The organism is Rhodococcus sp. IEGM 1305, assembly GCF_030058635.1.
Lineage (GTDB): Bacteria > Actinomycetota > Actinomycetes > Mycobacteriales > Mycobacteriaceae > Rhodococcus_F > Rhodococcus_F opacus_D.
In genome coordinates, this window is record NZ_JASHKX010000071.1 from 1 (window position 1) to 5915 (window position 5915).

The 5915-nt window shown below is 66.8% G+C and carries 7 protein-coding genes and 2 tRNA genes; 2 read left to right on the plus strand and 7 right to left on the minus strand.

Annotated features, from left to right (window positions below):
* From QM693_RS37330 to QM693_RS37350, 5 genes are all read right to left on the minus strand, one after another.
* On the minus strand, positions 1-89 hold an 89-nt coding region (locus tag QM693_RS37330), incomplete at its 3' end, for a ClpX C4-type zinc finger protein (RefSeq protein WP_283354819.1).
* Between the two features lie 240 nt (positions 90-329).
* Positions 330-992: an ATP-dependent Clp protease proteolytic subunit gene (locus QM693_RS37335; protein ID WP_037236299.1), complete on the minus strand. Its 663-nt coding sequence runs from the start codon at positions 990-992 to the stop codon at positions 330-332.
* A gap of 48 nt (positions 993-1040) precedes the next feature.
* On the minus strand, positions 1041-1628 hold the full coding sequence (locus tag QM693_RS37340; RefSeq protein ID WP_105417063.1) for an ATP-dependent Clp protease proteolytic subunit: 588 nt from the start codon (positions 1626-1628) through the stop codon (positions 1041-1043).
* Positions 1629-1812: 184 nt separating this feature from the next.
* On the minus strand, positions 1813-3207 hold the full coding sequence (tig, locus tag QM693_RS37345) for a trigger factor (protein WP_283333580.1): 1395 nt from the start codon (positions 3205-3207) through the stop codon (positions 1813-1815).
* 60 nt (positions 3208-3267) lie between these two features.
* A tRNA-Pro gene (locus QM693_RS37350) sits at positions 3268-3344 on the minus strand.
* A gap of 139 nt (positions 3345-3483) precedes the next feature.
* On the opposite strand from QM693_RS37350, the gene QM693_RS37355 reads away from it, so the two are divergent.
* Both QM693_RS37355 and QM693_RS37360 read left to right on the plus strand, forming a co-directional pair.
* Positions 3484-3557: transfer RNA gene (locus tag QM693_RS37355), tRNA-Gly, on the plus strand.
* 253 nt (positions 3558-3810) lie between these two features.
* Positions 3811-4629 carry a hypothetical protein gene (locus tag QM693_RS37360; protein ID WP_009474078.1) on the plus strand — a complete coding sequence of 273 codons (819 nt, stop codon included), beginning with the start codon at positions 3811-3813 and terminating at the stop codon, positions 4627-4629.
* 7 nt (positions 4630-4636) lie between these two features.
* Here the strand turns inward: QM693_RS37360 and QM693_RS37365 are convergent, their stop codons facing one another.
* Positions 4637-5434, minus strand: coding sequence for an Fpg/Nei family DNA glycosylase (locus QM693_RS37365; RefSeq protein WP_283354818.1), 798 nt, complete (start codon positions 5432-5434; stop codon positions 4637-4639).
* Between the two features lie 6 nt (positions 5435-5440).
* A complete protein-coding gene (locus tag QM693_RS37370; RefSeq protein ID WP_164061099.1) occupies positions 5441-5914 on the minus strand; it encodes a ribose-5-phosphate isomerase in 474 nt (157 codons plus the stop codon).
* Position 5915: the final 1 nt, after the last annotated feature.

A 5915-nucleotide genomic window follows, 5' to 3' on the forward strand; every position in this document is an offset into this window, starting at 1 on the left:
GGCCCAGCAATGAGCTTCTTGACCTGCTTCTGGCTCTTACCGCAGAAAGAGCACTTGAGCAGATCCCCGCCGTCACCGATGCGTGCCATCTCGTCAGGTCCCTACTTCCTTCGTCTACGTGCAACCATCGAACCGATCCCACGCCGTGCGCGCACCGACCGAAAACGAAAGCCCGTTATGTGACCGTACCCGCAGATCGCGAGCGAGGTCGACTGGTTGTCGGTGATTCGCGCACCGATCTTCCGGGAAAGCCAGCCTTGCCGATCCCGCACCCGGCTCGCGGCAACCGCGCCGTCACGGCGTGTCGCCCGAGCCGGGGCGGCAGGAAATCACTTCTGGGCGCTGAGTTTGCGGTACTCGAGCACGTCGTCGATGATCCCGTATTCCTTGGCCTCGGCGGCCGTGAGGATCTTGTCGCGGTCGGTGTCCTTGCGGATCACGTCGGCGTCCTTGCCGGTGTGCTTCGCGAGGGTGGTCTCCATCAGGCGACGCATCCGCTCGATCTCGGCGGCCTGGATCTCGAGGTCGGAGACCTGACCCTGGATGCCGCCGGTGGCGGGCTGGTGGATGAGGACACGAGCGTTCGGCAGGGCGAGACGCTTGCCGGGGCTACCGGCCGCCAGCAGCACCGCGGCAGCCGAGGCCGCCTGGCCGAGGCACACCGTCGTGATGTCGGCGCGCACGTACTGCATGGTGTCGTAGATCGCCATCAGCGAGGTGAACGAGCCACCCGGCGAGTTGATGTACATGGTGATGTCGCGATCGGGGTCCAGCGACTCGAGAACGAGAAGCTGAGCCATCACGTCGTTGGCCGACGCATCGTCCACCTGCACGCCGAGGAAGATGATGCGCTCCTCGAACAGCTTGTTGTACGGGTTGGACTCCTTGACGCCGTAGCTCGAGTGCTCGATGAAGGACGGCAGGATGTAACGCGACTGGGGGCCTGCGGGCGCCTGGCCTCCCAGGCTGCGGGGATCGAACAGGTTGGTCATCAGTTCTCCAAGGGATGTGTGGGAGCGGTCAGTGAGGAAGCCGGGCTGCTACTGCCCGGTCCCGCCCGCCTGCGCCGCGCGGGAGACGACGTGGTCGACGAAACCGTATTCGAGTGCCTGCTTCGCGGTGAACCAGCGGTCACGATCCGAATCGGCGGTGATCTGCTCGACCGTCTGACCGGTGTGCTCGGCGATCAGCTCGGCCATTTCGCGCTTGGTGTGCGCGAACTGTTCGGCCATGATCGCGATGTCACTGGCGGTACCACCGATTCCGGCGGACGGCTGGTGCATCATGATCCGCGCGTGCGGGAGGGCGTAGCGCTTGCCCTTGGCCCCGGCGGAGAGCAGGAACTGGCCCATCGACGCGGCCAGACCCATTCCGAACGTCGCGACGTCGCACTCGGCGAACTGCATCGTGTCGAAGATCGCCATACCGGCGCTGACCGACCCGCCGGGCGAGTTGATGTAGAGGGAGATGTCCCGGCTGGGATCCTCTGCCGACAGCAGCAGGATCTGAGCGCACAGCTTGTTCGCGATGTCGTCGTCGACCTGGGTACCGAGGAAGATGATGCGCTCGCGCAGCAGGCGTTCGTACACCGAGTCGCTGAGGTTCAACCCAGCGGTGGCTGAAGTCATGGCGGGACTCTGCAAAGTCTCCAGGTGATTGGAAGTCACGGTACCTGCCTTCTCCGTAAATCGTTGATTGCTGACACAGACACTAACGAAGGAGGGCGGCACCGGAGTCCCGGTGCCGCCCTACTTCGCTCAAAGCGGAAAACAACTCACAGCCGAACGCGAGAAAAACATCCCGCGACCAGCATTACTTCTGGTCTTCGCTCTCGGTGGAATCCGACGCAGCCTCGTCCGTGGACGCAGCCTCCTCGGCCTCGGCCTCACCGTTGCCGAACAGTTCGGCGGTGTCGACAGCGGCACCCGAGGTGTCGGTGACGGTGGCCTGCTCGACGACACCGGCGAGAGCCTTGCCGCGACGCACGTCCGCGAAGACGGCGCCGAGCTGACCGGCCTGCTGAATCTGCTGGATGAACTGCTCGGGCGCCATGCCGTAGCGCTGCGCCTGGAACAGGATGCGCTCGGTGAGCTCGTCCTGGCCGACGGTGACGTCGGAGGCGTCGGCGATGGCGTCCAGCAGCAGCTGGGTCTTCACCGAGCGCTCGGCGCTCTCCTTGGCGTCCTTGTCGAACTCTTCGCGGCTCGTGCCCTGCTCCTCGAGGAGCTTGTTCAGCGCTTCCTCGTCGTGATCGAGACCGTGCACGGCGTCGTGGAGTGCAGCGTCGACCTCGGCCTTGACGACAGCCTCGGGCAGCGGGACCTCGACGGTCTCCAGGAGGGTCTCGAGGACCTTGTCGCGGATCTGACCGGCCTGCTCGACCTTGCGAACGCGTCCGACGCGCTCACGCAGGTCGGCCTTCAGCTCGTCGAGGGTGTCGAACTCGCTTGCCAGCTGAGCGAACTCGTCGTCCTCGGCGGGCAGCTCGCGCTCCTTGACGGTGCCGACGGTGACGGTGACGACAGCTTCCTTGCCCGCGTGGTCACCGGCGACGAGCGTCGAGGTGAACTCCTTCGACTCGCCGGCCTTGACGCCGACGACGGCCTCGTCGAGGCCCTCGATGAGCTGACCCGAACCGACCTCGTGCGACAGACCGCTCGCGGTGGCCTCGGGAACGGCCTCACCGTCGACGGTGGCCGACAGGTCGATGGAGATGAAGTCTCCGTCCTCGACCGCACGCTCGACACCGGTGAGGGTGCCGAAGCGCTGACGCAGCGACAGCAGCTGCTCCTCGACGGCCTCGTCGGTGATCTCGATCGGATCGACGGTGACGCTCAGCTCGCTGTAGTCGGGCAGCGTGATCTCGGGACGGACGTCGACCTCGGCGGTGAACTCGAGGAGCTCGCCGTCCTCGATCTTCGTGATCTCGATCTCGGGCTGACCGATCGCCTTCACCGAGGCGCTGGTGACGGCCTCGGAGTAGCGGGACGGGAGTGCGTCGTTGACGACCTGCTCCAGGACTGCGCCACGACCGACACGGGCTTCGAGCAACTTGGCCGGTGCCTTGCCCGGACGGAAGCCGGGGAGACGGATCTGTTGCGCGAGGGCCTTGTAGGCCTTGTCGAAATCAGGCTTGAGCTCCTCGAAGGGCACCTCAACGTTGATACGGACTCGCGTCGGGCTGAGCTGCTCGACGGTGCTCTTCACGGACTGGCTCCTTCGTGTGGTCGTGCTTTTTCGGTGCGGCAGTTGCCTGCCCTGTGGTTCTGGTCGGGGTGACAGGATTTGAACCTGCGACCCTCCGCTCCCAAAGCGGATGCGCTACCAAGCTGCGCTACACCCCGGTCGAAGCCGGCTCTCGCCAACCTCGCGAGGACCCGAGGAAGAATCCTACGGCCCCCCGATTATGAAATCCAAAGCGAGGTTGGGTACAGTCACTCATCGCAGACGACATGCATGGCGATCCCAGGTTGTCGTATGCACGGGGATGTAGCTCAATGGTAGAGCCTCAGTCTTCCAAACTGATTACGCGGGTTCGATTCCCGTCATCCCCTCCACACAGGAGCGTTCCCACCCCAGGGAACGCTCCTTTTTTGTCGCGCACGGGCGGTCGCGGACGCCTCGGCTGCTATGACATGCGTCACAGGCGCACGAGACGCGCCCGCGCCTCTCTTCTGCGGACCGCTCCCCCGTTCGCCGAGCGCGTAACCACGATTTCGGTCAGTACTCTGGGAGATGTCCGATTTGTCCCCTACTCGTGGATGTTGCAGCCCCGCAGCCGACGGTCCGCGAGAACTCCGGAGGCCCACCGTGGAACTGCTACTCATTCTCGTGATCGTGGCGGCGGTCGCCTTCCTGGTGGTGAGGAGCCGCAACAACCGCGCCGGGCAGACCGCGAACCAGCTCGAGGACGCCAAGGCGGACGCTCGCCAGGCCATCGAACGGCTCGGCGGACAGGTGTACAGCCTCACCGGGTCCGACACCGCCTCGCAGCAGGCACTCGCCGACGCGTCCGAGCGGTACACCGCGGCGGGCTCCCAGATCGATCAGGCCACGACGCCCGTCCAGGCGCGTCTCGCCAAGCAGACGGCGCTCGAGGGTCTCTACTACATCCGCGCCGCCCGGACGGCCATGGGCATGGACCCCGGCCCGGAGATTCCGTCGATCGACGGCCAGAAGTCCGCGGGAGCGGTCACCGAGGACCGTGAGGTCGAGTTCGAGGGGCGGCAGGTCGCGGCGTCGCCGAACCCGTCGTCGAAGACCCCGAACTACTACCCCGGTGGCCGTGTCGCGGGACGCCCGGTTCCCGCCGGCTGGTACTCGGAGCCGTGGTGGAAGCCCGCTCTCGTCGCAGGCGCGTGGGGCCTGGGCTCGATGTTCCTGTTCTCGGCGATGTTCTCGGGGATGGCCGGAGTGGGGTACGACGCGCAGGGCTTCGAGAGCGGAGCGGGCGACGCGTCCCAGGACACCGGTGACGCGGGTGCGGACGGCGGTGGCGACGGCGGTGACGCAGGCGCAGACGGCGGCGGCGACATGGGCGGGGACGCCGGTGGCGACGGCGGCGGATTCGACTTCGGCGGCGGCGGAGACGGCGGCGGGTTCGACTTCGGTGGCGGGTTCGACTTCTAGCCGGCCGTCAGGAGGGCTGGCAGCTCGGGCACCAGAAGAGGTTGCGGCCCTTCATGACCGAGTGGGTGACCGGGGTGCCGCAGATCCGGCACGGTGATCCCGCCCGCCGGTAGACGTACGTCCGGGGACGGTCCTTGGCATACGCCGGATCGCCGTGATCGTCCTCGGGACGGACGACGTGCATCTTGCCGCGGCGGACCCCGACCTTCATCAGGGCGACGAGGTCGGCCCACAGCACGTCCCACTCGGCACGGGACAGCGCACGACCGGGCCTGTCGGGGTTGATGCCGTGCCGGAACAGGACCTCCGCCCGGTACACGTTGCCGATGCCGGCGATCACGGCCTGATCCATCAGCAGTGCCCCGATCGGGGTCTTCGACGCCGAGATGCGCTTCCACGCCTTGTCGGGGTCGGCGTCCGTGCGGAGCGGGTCCGGCCCCAGCCGCGCCTCGATGGCGGCGACCTGCGGCGGATGGAGAACCTCGCAGGCCGTCGGACCGCGGAGGTCGGTGCCGAATTCGGCGCCGACCATCCGCATCCTGACCTGCCCGACCGGCGGTTCCATCGGAACGGCCGATTCCGTGAACGCTCCGTACAGTCCCAGGTGGACGTGCACGACCAGTCCCGACTCGTAGTGATGCCACAGGTGTTTACCCCAGGCCTCGGACCTGACGAGAACGCGGCCGTCGACGAGCGCCGCGTCCTCGGAAAATCTGCCCTGCGGGCTCAGCACCCGCACTGGCGCACCGGCGAACCGGCGTTGGTGTAGCCGGGCCAGCCGGTGCAGGGTGTGACCTTCGGGCAAGGGCGATCAGGCCTCGGGCAGGGCGGGGGCGACGCCGGTCTTCTCGAACTCGGACAGGATGTCGATGCGGCGCTGGTGGCGCTCCTCGTTCGACCACTCGGCGGCGAGGAACGCGTCCACGATCGCGAGGGACTCCTCGAGGGAGTGCATGCGCCCGCCGAGGCCGATCAGCTGAGCGTTGTTGTGCTGGCGGGCCAACTGCGCGGTCTCGACGCTCCACGCCAGGGCACACCGCGCACCCTTCACCTTGTTCGCGGCGATCTGCTCACCGTTGCCGCTGCCGCCCAGCACGATGCCGAGGCTGCCCTCGTCGGCGACGACACGACGGGCCGTCTCGATGCAGAAGGCGGGGTAGTCGTCGAGGGCGTCGTAGACGTGAGCGCCGCAGTCGATGGTCTCGTGGCCCGCGGCCTTCAGGTGTTCGATGATCTCGTTCTTACGTTCGAATCCGGCATGGTCGGCACCCAGGTATACGCGCATG

Bases quoted from the DNA above. Each gene is read 5' to 3' on its own strand.
- QM693_RS37340 (WP_105417063.1), bottom strand. From the start codon at position 1,628: ATGACTTCAGCCACCGCTGGGTTGAACCTCAGCGACTCGGTGTACGAA.
- QM693_RS37370 (WP_164061099.1), bottom strand. From the start codon at position 5,914: ATGCGCGTATACCTGGGTGCCGACCATGCCGGATTCGAACGTAAGAAC.
- QM693_RS37335 (WP_037236299.1), bottom strand. From the start codon at position 992: ATGACCAACCTGTTCGATCCCCGCAGCCTGGGAGGCCAGGCGCCCGCA.